The organism is Amycolatopsis sp. cmx-11-32, from assembly GCF_047608695.1.
Lineage (GTDB): Bacteria > Actinomycetota > Actinomycetes > Mycobacteriales > Pseudonocardiaceae > Amycolatopsis.
Map to the genome: position 1 here is coordinate 19,673 of NZ_JADNQN010000019.1, position 16,497 is coordinate 36,169.

At 67.2% G+C, this 16,497-nt stretch carries 18 protein-coding genes and 1 pseudogene; 12 read left to right on the plus strand and 7 right to left on the minus strand.

The window, feature by feature from the left end; translation table 11 throughout:
• Nucleotides 1–82: 82 nt before the first annotated feature.
• On the minus strand, nt 83–652 hold the full coding sequence (locus ACM6LR_RS36375) for a hypothetical protein (protein ID WP_414945420.1): 570 nt from the start codon (nt 650–652) through the stop codon (nt 83–85).
• A gap of 922 nt (nt 653–1,574) precedes the next feature.
• Here ACM6LR_RS36375 and ACM6LR_RS36380 point away from each other — a divergent pair.
• Nucleotides 1,575–2,126, plus strand: a complete 552-nt coding sequence (locus tag ACM6LR_RS36380) for an EF-hand domain-containing protein (RefSeq protein ID WP_414942625.1) — start codon at nt 1,575–1,577, stop codon at nt 2,124–2,126.
• Nucleotides 2,127–2,455: 329 nt separating this feature from the next.
• Here ACM6LR_RS36380 and ACM6LR_RS36385 read toward each other — a convergent pair whose 3' ends face one another.
• Complete coding sequence (locus tag ACM6LR_RS36385) at nt 2,456–3,067, minus strand: TauD/TfdA family dioxygenase (protein WP_414945421.1); 612 nt, start codon at nt 3,065–3,067, stop codon at nt 2,456–2,458.
• A gap of 221 nt (nt 3,068–3,288) precedes the next feature.
• Here ACM6LR_RS36385 and ACM6LR_RS36390 point away from each other — a divergent pair, with 221 nt between their 5' ends.
• The 4 genes from ACM6LR_RS36390 (at nt 3,289) to ACM6LR_RS36405 (ending at nt 6,586) form a co-directional block, all read left to right on the plus strand.
• A complete protein-coding gene (locus tag ACM6LR_RS36390) occupies nt 3,289–3,567 on the plus strand; it encodes a hypothetical protein (protein WP_414942627.1) in 279 nt (92 codons plus the stop codon).
• Nucleotides 3,568–4,487: 920 nt separating this feature from the next.
• Nucleotides 4,488–5,180, plus strand: a complete 693-nt coding sequence (locus ACM6LR_RS36395) for a tectonin domain-containing protein (protein WP_414942628.1) — start codon at nt 4,488–4,490, stop codon at nt 5,178–5,180.
• 550 nt (nt 5,181–5,730) lie between these two features.
• Nucleotides 5,731–6,096, plus strand: a complete 366-nt coding sequence (locus ACM6LR_RS36400; protein WP_414942629.1) for a hypothetical protein — start codon at nt 5,731–5,733, stop codon at nt 6,094–6,096.
• Nucleotides 6,097–6,286: 190 nt separating this feature from the next.
• Nucleotides 6,287–6,586, plus strand: a complete 300-nt coding sequence (locus tag ACM6LR_RS36405) for a peptidase inhibitor family I36 protein (protein WP_414942645.1) — start codon at nt 6,287–6,289, stop codon at nt 6,584–6,586.
• Between the two features lie 397 nt (nt 6,587–6,983).
• On the opposite strand, the gene ACM6LR_RS36410 is transcribed toward ACM6LR_RS36405, so the two are convergent.
• Nucleotides 6,984–7,637, minus strand: coding sequence for a hypothetical protein (locus ACM6LR_RS36410; RefSeq protein WP_414942630.1), 654 nt, complete (start codon nt 7,635–7,637; stop codon nt 6,984–6,986).
• Nucleotides 7,638–7,707: 70 nt separating this feature from the next.
• Complete coding sequence (locus ACM6LR_RS36415) at nt 7,708–8,718, minus strand: lysostaphin resistance A-like protein (RefSeq protein WP_414942631.1); 1,011 nt, start codon at nt 8,716–8,718, stop codon at nt 7,708–7,710.
• Between the two features lie 182 nt (nt 8,719–8,900).
• Between ACM6LR_RS36415 and ACM6LR_RS36420 the strand changes: the two genes are divergently transcribed.
• Both ACM6LR_RS36420 and ACM6LR_RS36425 read left to right on the plus strand, forming a co-directional pair.
• A complete protein-coding gene (locus ACM6LR_RS36420) occupies nt 8,901–9,500 on the plus strand; it encodes a TetR/AcrR family transcriptional regulator (RefSeq protein ID WP_414942632.1) in 600 nt (199 codons plus the stop codon).
• Nucleotides 9,501–9,662: 162 nt separating this feature from the next.
• On the plus strand, nt 9,663–9,791 hold the full coding sequence (locus tag ACM6LR_RS36425; protein ID WP_414942633.1) for a hypothetical protein: 129 nt from the start codon (nt 9,663–9,665) through the stop codon (nt 9,789–9,791).
• 481 nt (nt 9,792–10,272) lie between these two features.
• Here ACM6LR_RS36425 and ACM6LR_RS36430 read toward each other — a convergent pair whose 3' ends face one another.
• A complete protein-coding gene (locus ACM6LR_RS36430) occupies nt 10,273–10,878 on the minus strand; it encodes a TetR/AcrR family transcriptional regulator (protein WP_414942634.1) in 606 nt (201 codons plus the stop codon).
• Nucleotides 10,879–10,958: 80 nt separating this feature from the next.
• On the opposite strand from ACM6LR_RS36430, the gene ACM6LR_RS36435 reads away from it, so the two are divergent.
• Both ACM6LR_RS36435 and ACM6LR_RS36440 read left to right on the plus strand, forming a co-directional pair.
• Nucleotides 10,959–12,218 carry an FAD-binding oxidoreductase gene (locus ACM6LR_RS36435; RefSeq protein ID WP_414942646.1) on the plus strand — a complete coding sequence of 420 codons (1,260 nt, stop codon included), beginning with the start codon at nt 10,959–10,961 and terminating at the stop codon, nt 12,216–12,218.
• A gap of 41 nt (nt 12,219–12,259) precedes the next feature.
• Nucleotides 12,260–13,003: a MerR family transcriptional regulator gene (locus ACM6LR_RS36440; protein WP_414942635.1), complete on the plus strand. Its 744-nt coding sequence runs from the start codon at nt 12,260–12,262 to the stop codon at nt 13,001–13,003.
• Nucleotides 13,004–13,206: 203 nt separating this feature from the next.
• On the opposite strand, the gene ACM6LR_RS36445 is transcribed toward ACM6LR_RS36440, so the two are convergent.
• Nucleotides 13,207–13,551 carry an Imm1 family immunity protein gene (locus tag ACM6LR_RS36445; protein ID WP_414942636.1) on the minus strand — a complete coding sequence of 115 codons (345 nt, stop codon included), beginning with the start codon at nt 13,549–13,551 and terminating at the stop codon, nt 13,207–13,209.
• Nucleotides 13,539–13,787 (minus strand): annotated as a pseudogene (locus ACM6LR_RS36450) (DddA-like double-stranded DNA deaminase toxin); the annotation flags it as partial. The pseudogene ACM6LR_RS36450 and the gene ACM6LR_RS36445, both read right to left, overlap by 13 nt.
• A gap of 541 nt (nt 13,788–14,328) precedes the next feature.
• On the opposite strand from ACM6LR_RS36450, the gene ACM6LR_RS36455 reads away from it, so the two are divergent.
• From ACM6LR_RS36455 to ACM6LR_RS36465, 3 genes are all read left to right on the plus strand, one after another.
• Nucleotides 14,329–15,225, plus strand: coding sequence for an alpha/beta fold hydrolase (locus ACM6LR_RS36455; RefSeq protein ID WP_414945422.1), 897 nt, complete (start codon nt 14,329–14,331; stop codon nt 15,223–15,225).
• A gap of 101 nt (nt 15,226–15,326) precedes the next feature.
• Nucleotides 15,327–15,473, plus strand: coding sequence for a hypothetical protein (locus ACM6LR_RS36460; RefSeq protein WP_414942638.1), 147 nt, complete (start codon nt 15,327–15,329; stop codon nt 15,471–15,473).
• Complete coding sequence (locus ACM6LR_RS36465; protein ID WP_414942639.1) at nt 15,461–16,165, plus strand: response regulator; 705 nt, start codon at nt 15,461–15,463, stop codon at nt 16,163–16,165. The genes ACM6LR_RS36460 and ACM6LR_RS36465 overlap by 13 nt, the downstream gene beginning before the upstream one ends.
• Nucleotides 16,166–16,497 lie beyond the last annotated feature (332 nt).

Below are 16,497 nucleotides of genomic sequence, written 5' to 3' on the forward strand. Positions count from 1 at the left end.
CGGTGACAGCCACCCGTTCAGTAGGCGTCTCGGATGCTGAAGGTGGTGATGCAGAACTCTCCCTCGTCCTTGCGATCGGCGATCACCGTGCCTTTGGCGGCCCGGTTTTCGACGGTTCCGGCGACATCGGCGAGGGCGAACCTGGACGTTCCGCCGGTTTGGTGATTTCGACGCGCGAGCCCAGCGGGAGCAGGGAATCGATCTTGTCGTCCATGAACCGCCGCTGGTGTTCGCAGGCCAGTGCGATCGCTCCCGCCTTGTCGCTCCCGCCGATCTTGGCAAGGAAGTCTCTGATCACCTGGACTCCCTTCTCGGGTGCGCCGGGGGCGGGCCGCCTGGTCACGGTGACCCGCGGGCGGCTCGGGCGGCTGACCCTCGTGCTGGTCTCGCTGCTGGTCTCGCTGCTCGTGGGCGCGGAAGTCGGCGCGGGACTGGACGACGTGACAGGCGGTAAGGTGCCGCCACCCTCGGCGAGCAGGAACCCCGGGGCGGCGAAGCCGGTGATACAGAAGGCGACCAGGGTGAGCACGCCGATCAGGATCCCGATCGCCAAGCCGGTCCTGCCCTTGACGGGCGGCGGGGGTGCGCCGACGGTGTTCCAGTAGTGCTGGGGCTGCGGGTTCCGCTGCTCTGACGGACCTGGGTAGCTCATCGGACTCACCTTTCGCGCCGGGGACTGGAACCGGAGCTCCGACGGGCGTCGCAACGTGCGGGTTCCGACCTTTCGGTGGTCTTACGGCTGCCCGGATTCCCTTCCTGAAAGCGAGAAATCGTGCTCGGGAGGAGGTATGAGTGGCGTGCTCTTGGGCGGGCCGGTGACCGGACGTTACGAAGGGCACTTTGCCGAGATTCCACTTACGTGCTGAAAAATGATCAGGATTTCGGGGCCACCAGACTTGCATGATTGTTCCTGCCGGGCGCATTTCAGGTGTCGGATGGGGTCACCTGGTACACCTCAGGGTCCAATGACGACCGCCACCAGCTGTCTGCTGGGGTTCTTCTCAGGGTAAGGCGAGTCAAGGCCGTCACGGGCTCGATCGGCCGCCGCTGAAGGTCATCATCTACGCGAGTGCTTCGAACATTTCCAGGGGCCGGAAGGTCTCGATCTCATCGCAGATCAGGCGCGGGCGGTGGTGGTGCGAGGCGAAAGACGCTGAGGTAGTGGCTGTTCCACTGGACAGCAACCTGTCGGCGTCGCGGTATGGCGCGAAAAGACTGGAGGCACTGCGGCTGCTGACGACAGGTAACGCCAACGGGTTGTGTCGTTCGAGAACTCGCGTGCTCAACGTCGGCTGGACACCTTCCAGTGTCGAGCAGGTCGCCGACGCCCAGGTGCGATACCCGGGCAGTGTGCTTGCGCGCCGCCGTGCAGCGGCACGGCTTCGCCTTCGACGACCGGCAGCACCTGGTCGTTGGCGACTACTCCGCATGGCGCGAGCGCGGTCCCGCTTCGTGGAGTCGGACACCGCCGTCGTCCACGCGGACGACGGCGGCACCACCCGAACGGATGATCCCGCCTCCCCGGTGGTCGCGTCGCCTGGATATTCCGTATTGCTTGGCTACGTTGCGCGGTCATGACTGGAGTTCGCGATCTCAAGTACCGCCAGTGGTTCAAGGGCGCAGACGTCGACGGCGACGGGGTGATCACCCGTCAGGACGTCCGGTTGATGGGCGAGCGTTACGTCGCGGCCCGTGGTGCCGCGCCGGAGTCCGCGACCGCCCGCCGGCTGACCGAGGGGTTGGACGCGTTCTGGACCGCCGTGATCGCGCCGATGGACCGGGACGGTGACGGGAAGGTCGATCTGCGGGAGATGACCGAGGGGTTCCGGCGAGCGCTGACCGATCCCGCCCTGTACCCGCAGCAGGTCGGACCGGTGGCCGACTGCTATTTCGACCTGATCGACCTCGACGGCGACGACAGGGTCGATCGGGCGGAGTTCGGGGAGATCTTCGGCCTGGCGGGCAATGTGCCCTCCGAGGACTGTGCCGCGGTCTTCGACGCGTTGGACCTGGACCGCTCGGGCGGGCTGGATCGCACCGAGTTCCACCGCGCGCTCGCGGAGTTCTTTTACGGTGACGACCCCGACGCCCCCGCCACGCACCTGTTCGGCAGGATCGCCCACTGACCGGCCACGCCGTGTCGTCCCCAGCCCTTGATGTTCCAGGGTGAGAGGAGCCCTTCACCGGCGGAGAGCCACACGGCAGTGGCGTCCTGGTTCCCGGACACCGTGCGCCCCGCCAGCCCTCTGCTGGACTGGCAGAGCACCCGAATCGCTCACCTCATACGACGAACGACCCACACATGAACTACCACTGTCACCCCGAATCGAACCCGCCGGCCAGTCGGCCTGACCCGAGTCCTTGCTGTCGTCGCCATGTCTCTCCGCAGGACCGGATCCGCGGCGCCGAGGCCGGTACGCCCACGGTATCGCCGAACGCGCAGGTGCAGACGACGCTACCGAGCGAGCAGTGGCGCGAACAGCTTTGCGGGTGGCGCCTTCGGGCGGCCCGCTGAAGGCAGGTCGCTGGCCACGGCGGTTCGGTGTCGTCCTCGGTCGTCAGCGGGTGAGGATGTAGCCGTCGTGGGCGCGGTGGGCGCGGGAGCGGCGAAGGTCGGTGAGGGCGAAGGTGCGTTGGAGCCAGCGGTCGGTGCCGTCGTAGGGGGGTGGAAGGCGGTGCGGCCGTGGGCGGTGACGCGGTTGTCGATCAGTGCCAAATCGCCGGGGGCGAGGCGGGTGGTGCGCGCGGCGTGGTCGAAGGCGTGAACGAGTTCGGTCAGGGCGGCGGTGGCGCGTGGAGTGAGGGCTCTGGTGGCGATTTGGGCCATGCGCATGTCGGGGTCTTCGGGGGCGCCGGTGAGGATCGGGCTGGGTTCGGGGTCCGGGTTGTCGGTGCCGAAGGAGGGTGGTGGGGCGGTGATGAACTCCGGTGCGGCCAGGGTCTCGCGGGTTTGGGAACTCAGCACTGGAAGCACTTCGCGTAGGCAGGCGGTGCGCAGTCCGGCGACGCGGTCGTGGTCGGGGCGCAGGCACAGCAGCATGACGTGGTCGGGTTCGTGGGGGCACACGCGGTGGGGTCGGCGGCAAGAGATGGTGGGCGGCGAAGCGGTCGAGCTGTACGGGCAGCCGAGCTGTGGCATCGCCGCGTGAGCGGGTGCGGCGGGGCCATCCAGCAGCAGGTACCGACCCGCAGTCGCCGACGCTCTTGGCCACCACCCGTCACCCACCACCAAGATCGCCACACAGGCAGGCACATCCTGGAACCGCAACGCCCCAGGCGATCACGACCGTGTTTAAAGGGCCAATTTGGGCTGATGCCGAGGAAGAAGAGCGGGCAGAAGCGGCCGAGAAGTTCAGGAGCACCCTGGATCGCATCGTGACTTTCACTCAGGAGATCGACGACAGCGATCTCGACGACCAGGCGGTGACCTTGGCCTATGAAGTCGCGCTGCGCAAGACCTACGTGGTGTTCGGGCATTTGATGCTCGACTGCATCGTGACCGCGATCACCAACGACATCAGCACCATCTCAGCCCGGACCCCAATACTTCACGGACGAGGTCTGTGAGTACCTCGTCACCGGCGGAGGGTTCTTGCGACCTCAAAATTCGAGACGGTCTAATTCGAACCATCAAGGGTTACGTCCCGGACGATGCAGTCAAGCTGGAGCAACACACGCCCTTGAACCGGATAATCGCCCTTCGGAACTTCGCCGCCCACGAAATCCTGCCGGCGGGCGCGAAGTACTCACGGAAATCGGGCAAACCAGATCGGCAGCGCGGGCCCGTGGATCAAACGCCGGAAACGGATCGCAGCCACGCTCGGCACACTGACCAAGCTGGCGGACGAGATCGGCAAGAGAGCACCGTACTGAACGGAACGTTGCTGCCAGGCGGTCGCATATCGTCATTTACCCGATGGACTCGCGACAGGTGAATATGCGCCCTCAGCAGTCGGCGGCCCCGAACGGGCGTTGATCGACAACCACGTCACCGTGCACAGTCGCATCGCCTTCCGCCCCGCTACGACGGCGCCGACCGTTGGCTATAAGGCACCTTCGCCTGGCAGACCTGCGTCACTCCTGCGACCACCGCCCGCACGACGGCCACGTCCTCGCCTGCTGACAAACGAGAACGTTACAGCGGAGGTCGATCAGTGTGGTGGGCGGCCCGCATACCTGAAATGGCTTGTTGGTTCCCTTCATCTCCTTTGTGGAGAGGGCTGAGGTTCACCCGGACAGCTCACCGACGCCTGTGCGGCACACTGAGACGAATTTCCCGGCCGACGATCGCGCGCAAAGGTGGATCTTCCTGTGTCATTGGGGTGACAGCGACGAACGCCGGGTTTCGGACAGCCCGCCGTTGATACGGTCGAAGCAGCCGGAGAACAAGGCCGCGGGAAGCTTGCGAGTAGACAATCACCTTTGTGGTCGATCCTCATTTACCTGCTTTCTGCACATATTCAAATCCTGTGTGAAAGGTGTCAGCAGTGGCTCATTGGAAGAACATCACGGGTGGTCTTTCGGCGATAGCGGTCGGATCTCGGACTGTCGTGTGGGGTGTCAACAGCGGTAGCCAGATCTACCACTACACCAACCACGACAACAACCCGTGGACCGGCATTCCGGGCGGGCTGGCGGATATCGGGGCGGGTGTTGACGGCACTGTGTGGGGTGTCAATTCCGGTGGCAGCATCTTCCGCTACACCGGGGACACTGAGGACAACGCGTGGCTCCACGTGCCCGGGAAGTTGTCGCGCATCTCGGTGGGGTCGAGGACCAACGTGTGGGGCGTCGACTCGATTGGCGGGATCTTCCGCTACACCGGCGACGACGCCGATCCGTGGGACCGGATCCCCGGTGGTCTGGTCGACATCGGGGCCGCGGCGGACGGCACCGTCTGGGGGGTCAACTCGTCCCAGCAGATCTATCGCTACACCTGGACGGCCAACCACTGGGTCGGCATTTCAGGCGGCCTGAGCAGGATCGACGTCGGCTCCAGAACCAGCGTGTGGGGCGTGAACTCCAGCGGCCAGATCTACCGCTACACCAACGACGACGAGAACCCGTGGACGGGCGTCCACGGCACCCTGTCAGACATCGGCGCCGGCGCCGACGGCACCGTGTGGGGCGTCAATTCCGGCGGCAGCGTCTTCCGCTACACCGGAGACTCACCGAACTGATCGACGCCATCCGCTGATCCGCTCACCGCGGCGGCGAAAGCCGACGCGCCTTGACCCGCAGGCTCGATCTCGCGACTCCATCGGACGGTCCATCGACACCGCAGTGACGCCCGGTCAGCGAGACATCGTCTTGCTGACCGGGCGAGAAGCGCCCCGACCTCGCACTGGCGCGGGTGTCGGGGTGCGAGGAACCTCCGAACGAACCAGTGCCAAGTGCCCGTTCCCAAGCTCGGGCTCGTTGAGGGCCTTTGGTGCGGCCACAAGGAACTACTGGTAGATCGGACGTTGCCGACGGTACCGCCCACGCTCTGCCGTGATCATGAGGATGCCTCGGCCTGGTCGATCACGCCGCAGTTTTTCAGAGCGGTGTTCTCGCGGAGGTCGTTGTGGCGGACGGGTTGTCGTTGGCCGCGCACCAGGTGCGCATGAACTTCCAGGCCACGGCCCGGAGGTGGCCAGCTCGTGGCCCGGGCCGAGCCGGTCGCATCGGGTCCCGGTGGCACCACAGCTTGCGCGGCGCCCTCGCACCGTTTCGTCACGCCCTCGGGGCATGGCCGACGGCCTCGCAACCACACCCGCGGCGAGCTTCGGGCAGGAGCCCCGTCGCACGCTGGCCGACGTCGTCAGGAGAACCAGTACGAGCAGGTACTGGCGGGTGAGCTGTGCGGCTGCGGCCCGGACGGGGTTCGTCCTCGACCGGCGTCAACGGCGGCACGGTCCCGGCAACTCCGGGAGTGATCGGCAGCACGAGGCGCGGGAACACCAGCAGGGCGGGCCCGGCCACGCCGGGCGCAGTCCAGGGGCCTGGCGGGATCCGCCGTTGCGGGTGCAGGACCAACCGATGTTGGCGAAGTTCGTCTTTTCGATGACCTCGCGATCGAGTGATCCCAGCCTGCCGATGTGCCACGTTCCGTAGCTCCAACTGCCGTACGTATGGGTTCGCTTGCCCGGCAGCCGGGTGCGGTCCTCCAGAATGGGTGAACAGCCCTACCCGCGAAGCGTAGATTCGGCCGCCGACGGTTCTGCAGCCCAAGGAGATGGATATGCGGCGAAGAAATCGAAGTCTGCGAAAATCAGCGATTGCCACGACACTCGTTCTCCTGACGATGTCGATCGGCGCAGCCCCAGCGTCAGCCTCAGACAACGACTGCCTCATGGGACAGGTTTGCGTGTGGAGCCAGTACGACTTCACAGGCCAGAAGCAAATTCTTCCCGGACAGATCGGAATCTGCCAGGGAATGCCTTTTCCGGTGCACTCGATGAAGCACAACTCCACGGTACTCCCCCGGCCGATCATCCTCGCGTCAACAGTCGATGCCTGCGCCCAACTTCTTCCCACTGTCATTCTGCCCGGTTCCCAACTCCCGCATATCGACCCGCCCATCAGGTCGCTGATAGGAACCTGAATATCTGGCTCGCAGGGGACCGCGATCATCGAATCGGGCACGAATCCAGTCTCGTTCCACCGACCCGTGTCGATATGGACGGTCAGATCACACCGCTCGGCAGCCACCATGCAGCCTCCCGGATGCCGCGCCTTCAAGGTCTCTCGTCCAGCATGCCCAACTCGACACCAGAGTGCCGTTGGCCAGGACCGAGCACAGACCACGGCACGCACGCCGCGTCCGGCGTGTTCCCGGGCCACTTCAGTCACGCAGCCGTCCACGGCCAGCGTCGCCCTGCATCTGGAACTGAGCGGATCCGGATTGCGCGCCGGACTCATGGACGCGCTGCGGGGGCCGTGCGCATCGGGCAGCTCGTGTCGGGCACCCGGCTGCCCTCGGCACGACCCTCGCCACTGACCTAGGTGCCGGCGCCGCTGTCGAGGAGCCAGTGGTAGCGCATGCGCATCGCGCGCTCGACGGCGCCGACCGCGGCACCGACACCGAGTGTCAGGTTGAGCCACAGCGGCAGCCGCAACGGCGACTCGAACGTGCCCAGCGTGGCGGCGATCGGTGGGATCTGGGAGATCGGTTCTGCGATCTGCAGCAGGTTCAATCCGACGCCGATGAGCAGCATCAGGATCGAGACGGCGCCGATGAGCCCGCTCGCGGCGGGATGCTCGCGCGCAAAGCGCATGCGTCGTCCCTCGGCGGATCGCGGGTCGGGCACGAGACGCTGCACCGTGCCGTCGTTATCGACGAAATGGCAGCGGCGCATGCCTCCCTCGCTCCTGCTGACCTCGATGTGTCCGCCCGCGACCGGAAAGCGCGCCGGCAGCTTCGACTCCAGCCGGAGGCGGCCGTCGAGGTAGAGTCCGGCCCGCACCACGCCCGACTGGGCGTCCCCGCCATGCTTGACCTCGACCGTGTGCACGATCGGACGTCCGTGGACCGGGAGGGTGATCGACAACACCGAGCGCCGCACCATCTGCCACCAGCGGAAGGGCTTGAGCGCCCGCCCGTCGCCCGGCTTCGCACGCTTGGCCAGCCGACGTTCGTTCCAGCTCGCGCTCATGGCTCCTGACCCTCTCCGCGGTCGACCGCGATGCGTCGCGCGGCTCGCCGCCGCCGATTCCGACGGGGCGTCACCGCTCGTCCGATGTCGTGCCGGCGAGCGTGCCGACCTCCGGTCCGCCGGCGCGCGTATCGCGTGCCGGCCCCCCGTTCCCGGGGGTGCGCGCGGGGCCGGTCCTGCGGGTCATCCACCAGACGATGGCGGTGATGACGACCAGCGCCGCGCTGGGGACGAGGTTCGCCCACGAACCAACCGCCTCCGACCGGGCCGCGAGCTCGGCGCCCACGTCGACGTGCAGGGTCGTGCCGAGCACGAGGAACGTCACGTTGTAGACGCCGTGCAGGACGACCGCGACTTCCAGTCCGCCCGTGCGCCAGGTGACGACCGCCATCGACGAGAACAGCACGAGGTAGGAGGCGAACAGGAACGGGTCGAGCGTTCCGTGGGCGAGCGAGAACAGCACGGTCGTCACGACGATGCCGAGTACCGCGCCGGACCGGGCCCCGCGCGTCCAGCCCCCGAACACACGAAACATCAGGCCCCGGAACCCGTACTCCTCCCCCGCCGCGCCGAGAGGGGTCAGCAGCATTCCGATGGCGAAGAACCAGACCAGATCGGCGGTCGTCCACGGAGCGGGGTCGCCGGCGCCCAGCGACCCGATCGCGATCACGACCAGGAGGGGCGGGCCGAACACCAGCAGCGCGCGGCCGAGGACGCCGAACCGGAACCGCCCCGCCACCGAGTGCAGCGCCCTCGCGGGCACGCCGTAGAGGACACGTTGCACCAGCATGCTGTACGGGATCAGCGCAGTCAGCGCCAGCGCACCCGCGGCCTGACGCAGCGGCGTCGAGGGCCCGGAACGTGCGAACAGCGCGGCGTCTACGACCTCCGAGAGACGTTGGAACAGGACCGCGAACCCGATGAACCCGGCCACCAGCAGCACGATCGCGACAATCCCGCGCAGGATGCGTCGCTTCTCGGTCGCGTAGACCCGGTGGTACTCGAGGCCCGCCGGCACCGCGGGCGTCCACATGGGGCGGTCACCTCGCAAGAGCCAGGGACCGTGGTCGGTGACCGTCATTGTCTACTCCTCGTCGTCTTGACGTGTGACCGTCTGGGGCTGTCGCAGTGACACGAGCCGCTCCGGGCATGTCGACACCCCTACTGCCCTGCTCTTCGACTGTCACACTGTACTAGTTTCTTCACAGTAGCACAGTGTGCTAACAATGGTCGGAGCGCCCGCCGGACGGAGTGAACGGACCGATGCCGCACAACACGCGAGACAAGATCCTGATCGCCGCGGCGACCATGCTCGGTGAGAATCCGACGGCAAGGCTGAGCGTGCGCGCGGTCGCCGCACGCGCCGGCGTGAGCACCGGGTCGCTGCGACACTTCTTCCCGACGCAGCGGGAGCTGCTCGACACCGTGGTCGCCGGCATCTACGACGTCGAGCTGCCCGACGACCCGATGCAGGACACCGCGCGCACTCCTGACCAACGGCTCGTGGCGTGCCTGCAGCTGCTGATGTCGCAGGTGGGGACGGGCGATCAGGCACGCGAACACTGGCGCGCGCAGCACGACGCCTACGTCGCATCACCCCCGTCCGAGGGCGCCACCTATGCTTTCCTGGCCCTCGAACGACTTGCCGTGCACCGTGTGGAGAAGTGGTTGGCCGTCCTCCGCGAGGAGGGCGCGCTCGCCCCCGGCACGCTCGAACACCAAGCCCGCTTCCTTCTCACCGTCGTCACCGGCCTGCTGACCGAACGTGCTCTTCCCGGCGACCAGGCACGGCTCGAGTTGGAGGCGCACACGCTCGCGACCGCCGCCTCGGCCGTGCTCCGGCCGGCGTCGGGTCCCGTCTGACGCGGTCTGTTCCGGATCCGTGCAGTATTAATCGGCTCAACGCCCCCGGCGGTGTCCAGTGACACGATCCGGACAAGAAGACCCTGTCAACAACAGGCGTCGAGCAGAGAGCCGTCTACAGCCATCGCCGCCTCGAACCGGCCAGCTCCTCTTGAGTCGGTCGTGCAGCTGCAGGAAATGCTGACGACGCAGCCGGTGATCGAGCAGGCCAAGGGCATGCCGACCCGCACCCGATCGGATCACCACGGCAAAGCCTTCGCGGCGTCGCTGACCGTCACCCGCACCGAATGACCGTCCCCGAGCAACCGCGGCACCAGACGACTGCGCACATACCCGGTCGCACCCGTCACCAGAACCCCCGCACCCCCGGGACCGATGCACACGACAATGCCGCCTACGCCCGCGACCTCTTGAGCGGAGCGTGCAGCACTACCGCGACAACCGCGACAGCGGCTCTCCGACCAACCGATCGAACAACGCCCGGTTCACCGCCGCGACCCTTTCGCCGGTCGAACCACCCGCTCGAGGCCACGCGCCACCCGGCAAGCAATCGGCCCCCCGCCCGCCGCCGAACGAACCCATGCACACGACTTCAGACATCCGTGCAGCCGACTTCGGACAACGACAGGCGCGTGTTCCTCCGTGATTCCGAGTTCACTGGTTCCGGCGATCGGGGCGCAATCCGGCTTGTCGGTGCCCACTTCGGCGCACTGGAATGCGACGGCGCGCGGCTATCGTGCTGAGCTTCTTTGACACGGTCGCGCGCCGAGTGTTAGCGAAGAGCTGCGGCGGCTTGAGCGAGCAACCAGCTTTCCGATTGCTCGTAGGTCCAGCCATTGTCATCGTGCAAGGTGAAGTAACCGGAATATCCGAAGTAGAACCAGAGGATGTCGCTCGCCTCCGCGACCGTCGTTCCCTCGCGCAAGCCGCCGACGTCGCGGAGCCGGGTGGCGACGGTTTCGATGGCATCGCGGTAGCGCGTCGTGGCCACGCGCAGGTTCTCGGCGACCTCGGGGTTGTGTGGCGCGGTCGACAGCACCAGCCCAATGATGTCGCCGTATATCTCGCGCATGGACCTGACTACGGCCGCGGTGTGCCGCAGTATCTCGTCCGGGTCGGTGAGGGCCTCGATCTGAGAGAGGGTCTGCGCCACGATCGGCGCTTGGCTCCACAAGTCGACCAGCGTCCGGATCAGGCCCTGTTTGCCGCCGGCCACCGCGTACACCGTGGCCGGTGCTACACGTGCCTCCGCCGCGATGTCATCGATCTTCGTCGCGAAGAATCCGTTACGGGCGAAGAGCAGACGTGCCGCGTCGATGATGGCGGTGCGGGTGGCCGCGGCGTACTCGGCGCGGCGGCCTCTCGAAAGCTCGGTCATGGCAATCGCAGCATAGCCGGAGGTCGTTCGTCAGAGTTTCGCTCTGACGAGTATGGGGTTACTCTGGCGACGTGAGTGACATGCTGACATCTGGAACGGAATACGAAGCAGTTCTGTCCATCTGGAACGGTGCGGTGACCAGCCGTCCGCTTGCCGTCCTTCGCTGCGCCGACACGGCTGATGTCCAGGCCGGGGTTCGGACCGCCCTGAAGAAGGGGCTCCCGCTGTCGGTCCGCGGTGGCGGGCACGACTGGGCCGGTCGCGCGCTGGCCGACGGCGGACTGACTCTCGACCTGAGCCCGATGCGACAGGTGAGCGTCGACCCGGCCACCGCGGTCGCCACCGTGGCGGGCGGCGCCACCGCGGCCGACGTGGCCGCGGCCGCGCAGCGGGCCGGCCTGGTCGCGGTGACCGGAACAGCCGGTTCGGTCGGTATGGCCGGCCTGACGCTCGGCGGTGGTTACGGACCGCTGAGCGGCCGGTTCGGTCTCGCCGCCGACAACCTGCTGTCGGCCGACGTAGTGCTCGCCGACGGCACGCTGATCACCGCCGACGACGAGCACAACCCCGAGTTGCTTTGGTCGCTGCGCGGTGGTGGAGGCAATTTCGGCGTGGTCACCACTATGCGGATCCAGTTGCACGCGGTGCCGTCGATCCTGGCCGGGATGATCATGTATCGGTTCGACGCTCTGCCGGAACTGGAGGAATCGCTGCTGCGCGGGCCGGACGAGCTGACCGTGCAAGCCGGCTTCATCACCACCCCGACCGGTGAGCCGGCGCTCTTCGCCGCACCGACCTGGTGCGGCGATCCCGAAGCGGGAACCCAGGTGCTGCAGCAGTTCACCGAGCTCGGCGAGCCGCTGGCGGCGCAGGTCGGGTCGACCACGATGGTCGATCAGCTCGCACAGATCGACGCGATGTTCCCGGCCGGTCGCCACGTTGAGATCGCGACGCGGACAGTCACCGGACTCGACCGTACCGTTCAGGAGATCTTGCTCGACGCCGCAAGCGCCAAGACCTCGCCGCTGTCCGCAATCTCGCTGCACAGCCTCCATGGGGCAGCCGCTCGCGTGCCTGCCGACGCCACCGCGTTCCGCGACCGGACGCCGCACCTGATGGTCGAGACCATCGCGGTCTGGGAACCAGGGGACGCCGGTGAAGATCGACACCGGGCATGGGTACGGAGAACCGACCGTCTTCCGGGCGGCTATCCCAATCTGCTCGGGCCGGAGGACACAGAGCGCACCGCCGCCGTCTTCGGGCCGAATACCGAGCGACTACTCGCCGCCAAACAAAGGTACGACCCCGAATTCGTGTTCCACGCCCCGGGCAGGCTCTGACGGGCATTGAGTCGAAGAGAGGCCGTTGACGGAGGAGTGAAGTGGCCTGGAGCACCCGCGAGATCGCTCAACTCGCCGGCACCACACTGCGAGCGGTACGCCACTACCACGACATCGGGCTGCTGGCGGAACCACAGCGGCGTGCCAACGGCTACAAGCAGTACGGGGTGGCTCACCTTGTTCGGATACTGCGCATCAAACGCCTGACGGACCTCGGGTTCTCGCTGTCCCAGATCGCGACCATGGAGGACACCGACCACCAGCCGGTGGAGGCCCTGCGCGCCCTCGACACCGAACTCGCGGCCACCATCGAACGTCTCCAACGCGCTCGCACCGAACTCGACGTCATCCTGCGGCAGCCGACGCCGGCCGAACTGCCACCCGGCTTCGCGGCCCCCGACGTCGTGGCGAGGATGTCGCACGCCGACCGCTCATTCATCGTCGTGCTGACCCGGGTCCTCGGAGCAGAGGCCCTGCGAGCCTGGGCGGACATGCTGCGTGAGCCCGTCACCGACCCGGTCGCCGGACGGTTCGACACGCTTTCCGCGGACGCCGATGAGCAGACCCGCGCCGCGGTGGCCCGGGACATGGTCCCCTACCTACGCACGCTGTACGCGAAGCATCCTGAAGTGAAGATCACGAACGCCGGCACCCGGCACAGTGCACGCTACGTCGAGCAGGCCGTCGGCAAGGCCCTGACGGAGCTCTACAACAGCGCGCAGCTGGACGTTCTCCGGCGCATCAACAAACTGCTGTCCGACCCGCACGACCATCCAGGTCAGTAGTTCGGGGTGTGGTGCCCGGTGATCGCGATCAACAGCGGTAAGTCAAAGGTGGCAGGTCCGTGAAGGTCTCCTTCCCTACCGTGAGAGTAGGCAAAGTCAAGTTGCAACTGAGGCAGTGAAACTAGAAGTGCCGTTTTCGCAGGTCAGAAGTCGTAGAGGTAGAACGCGGTGTGGCGGGTGCGGGCTTTAGGAGCCCGCACCCGTCAGAAGCTGTCCGTTTGCCAGTCGATGCCGTCCGGTCGCTCACCACCGGTGTTCAGGAACTGGTGAGCGGCCTTCCTGACTTCGTTGATCGGCAGTTCGGCGTCGTCCGGGAACTCGGTGTCCGAGCCCATGTAGTAGTAGATCGTTTCGGCGTCGTCCGTCTTGGTGCCACGCGAGTAGTAAGCGTCGGCCGAGGGGTCAGCGGCGCCGGACACGGTCAACTCAACGAGGTTCGGCCGCTGCGTCGCTACCAGGGCGTCGAGGACCTCGTCGAGTGCTGCGGCAGTCTCGACCTGCGCGGGTTCGAGTGCTTCACGGTCGAACCAGGCCACTAGTGCCACCACGGGTGGGCTCCTCCCTCGTAGCGCTTGACGTAAGGCGTGCCGTCCGGTTCGACACCGTGGACTGTGAGCACGGACCCGTCCGGCAGCAAGATGGGGACCAGGGTGTCACAGCTCAAGATGCCCTTGCATACGACATTGTTGATCACCACCACCGCCTCGGTGATGCCTTCGTGAGCCATCTTCGCCGCGAGCTTCATCTCGACATCCGACGTGCGCAGCGGCTTCCGCGGAATGCCCTTCTCCTGAAGCTGCTAGGCCGCGAGCTGAGAAACCTGTGCGCACAGCTGTGCGCACAACGCAAGCTCTTCACCCGTAGTCCCAGCGCGCCGAAGATCGCTGTAGTCCAGCGGAACCGGCACCTTCGCGCACTGGAGTTGCGGTATCACCTGCGGCGGCACCACCACGTCGTCCGGACACGCCGCCCATGCCGGCCGCGGCTTTCCCGCCGCTGATTCCCCGGCTGTCGCCGGATTCACCGCGGCCAGGACGCCCATCAGACCCAGCGTCCCCACCAGGGCCATACCCCGTGTACGAAACGTTCCCGTCTCCTGTCTGACCCACCCTCAGCGGGCCTGCCCACATCCGAACCCGTGCCCTCAGGGCATGGTCAAGTGGACGCCGGGGAGGTCTTCGGTGGACCATCGCGGAACGCGCGAGGTCGCGGATATCTCCGGAGATCGTCGGCAAGGTCACACCGGTACGGGGTTGAGTGTGCCGCTACGGCCGAGTGTCTCGTTGAAGGCGCACCGTGCCAACGAATCGATCCCGGAGGCTTCCATGGCCTTGCACGACTCCGGCCCGCCTGTCATTCGACGCGCCACCGATCGCATGGGTGCCGCTGTCGGGGCGACGGTGGTGCTCGCGCTGGCGACTGCCTGCACGAGCACCCCGACCTCGGCGGGTGATGAGTCGCAACCGTCTCCTGCCGGATTGGCGGCGTACTACGGGCAGAAGCCGAATTTCGGCTCGTGTGAGGGCTACGGCTCCACGCCGGGGGAGAAGAAGCTCTACGCCAAGCCTTTCGAGTGCGCTCGGCTGACGGTGCCGCTGGACTACCGGGACCCGAAGGGAAAGACCATCCAGGTCGCTGTACTCCGGCTTCCCGCCCAGGGAGACCCCGGTCAACGCATCGGCTCACTGGTGCTCAACCCGGGCGGGCCGGGCGGTTCGGGCATGACCCAGGCGACGACGTTCAGTACCGCGTTCGCGAAGAGCCCGCTGCTGCAACGGTTCGACCTGGTGGGGTTCGATCCGCGCGGGGTCGGGTCGTCGACGCCCGCGATCAGCTGTTTCACCGACCAGGAACGCGATCGCGGCGAGGACCAGACCACACTGCTGGCGTCTTCGGGTAAGTGGAGCGAGGACGACACCCGGCGCCTGGCGGAGCGATGCGCGCAGGGCTCGGGCGGGAAGGAGATCCTGGCCGCGGTCGGCACCCGTAACGCCGCCCGGGACATGGACATCCTGCGCTCCGCTCTGGGCGACGAGAAGTTGACCTACGCGGGGCAGAGCTACGGCACCCGGCTCGGCGCGGTCTACGCCGAGATGTTCCCCAAGAATGTGCGCGCACTGGTACTGGACGGCGTGGTGGACCCCACCTTGGAAAACCCGCCGCGACGGCTCACCCAGCAAACCGGCTTCCAGCAGAACTTCGAAAAGCTGGCAGCCGCCTGACCAACGCGCGTAAGCACGCCCCGGCCGCCCCGGTCGCCGTCACGATCACCGCCGAACCCGGCGCGCACCTGAGCGCGGAGGTCGCCAACGAGACGCCACCCGTGCGCCCCGCAACGGCACCGGCTGACTCCGGGTCGGGGTTGCGCGGCCTTGCTGAACGGGTCACGCTCGTCGGCGGCGACCTCCGGCACGGCCCGACCCGCACCGGCGGCTGGCGGCTGGCGGTCCGGCTACCGTGGCCGACGTGACCGAGGAAGCACCGGGCGACGCCCCGGCCATCGCCGTGCTGATCGCCGACGACGACCCGGTCGTGCGCTTCGGGCTCACCATGATGCTGCGCGGCGCCACTGACCTGCGGGTGGTTGCCGAGGCGACTGACGGCGCGGAGGCGATCGAGCTGGCCGGTCGCCACGCCCCCGACGTGATCCTGATGGACATCCGTATGCCCGGCACCGACGGTATTACTGCCACCGAGACCCTCTGCGCCCGCGACGACGCGCCCCGGATCGTCGTACTCACCACCTTCGACTCCGACGCCCACGTCCTGCGCGCTCTGCGCGCGGGCGCGGCAGGGTTCCTGCTCAAGGACACCCCACCGGAGGAACTCGTCGTCGCCATCCGCCAGGCCGCAGAGGGACGGCCCGTGCTCTCGCCCGAGGTCACCCGCCGTCTCATCCACCGCGTCGCCGGCGCGGGCCCCGGACGCGACGCTCGCGCCGAAGCCGCGCGCAAGCGCCTGGACTCACTCGCCCCGCGGGAACGCACCGTGGCCATCGATGTCGGCGCCGGGCGCTCCAACGCCGAGATCGCCGCCCGCCACTACCTGGGCCTGGCCACCGTCAAGACGCACGTCTCGGCCATCCTCACCAAGCTGGACCTCGACAACCGCGTCCAAATCGCACTGCTTGTCCACGACGCCGACCTCGATCCGCAAGCGTGAGCCCGACCGCTCCCAGAACGCGCGCTCGTACCGCGGAGCGGTCGTTCAAGAACGCGGCGGCGGCCCAACGAACCGCGTGGTAGCCCGTTCCACTTCTGCGCTGGTGTCCGTGGTCCCACGACCGGCGACATGGTGGTCCCTCGGTCTTGGCAACCGATAGATCGAAGCCACTCCAGCCGACGGGCGGGCAGCTCTTCACGGGCTACGGCCGCATCTGTCGAGAGCCACGCTCCGTAGCCGAGCGGGCGGCCGGATTACTCCCCGCTAACCGGCCGTCAGCGGGGAGTTCAACCTGGCCACCAACACGATGCCGCCTGTCTCGGTCCTGACAG